The organism is Bacillus nitratireducens (assembly GCF_036320425.1).
Taxonomy (GTDB): Bacteria; Bacillota; Bacilli; order Bacillales; family Bacillaceae_G; genus Bacillus_A; species Bacillus_A nitratireducens.
The window spans coordinates 1-243 of record NZ_JAUMJO010000067.1; the positions used below are offsets into that span (position 1 = coordinate 1).

A 243-nucleotide genomic window follows, 5' to 3' on the forward strand; every position below is an offset into this window, starting at 1 on the left:
ATACTGATACTATTACTCTAAAAGGGTGTGTGATCGGTATGGAAAAGAAAAATTGGTTCAAATGGAAGCACTATCAGCCTGATATTATCTTATTAATGGTAAGATGGTACCTACGGTACAATCTAAGTTTTCGTGATTTGGTGGAAATGATGGAGGAACGTGGTTTATCCATTTCTCATACAACGATTATGCGTTGGGTTCATCAGTATGGTCCTGAATTGGACAAACGAATCCGACGTTACC

Annotated in this window: 1 pseudogene; it reads left to right on the plus strand. The window is 38.3% G+C overall.

The annotated features are described in order from the left end of the window. Nucleotides 1–38: 38 nt before the first annotated feature. A pseudogene (locus Q3V31_RS30880) lies at nt 39–243 on the plus strand (IS6 family transposase); the annotation flags it as partial.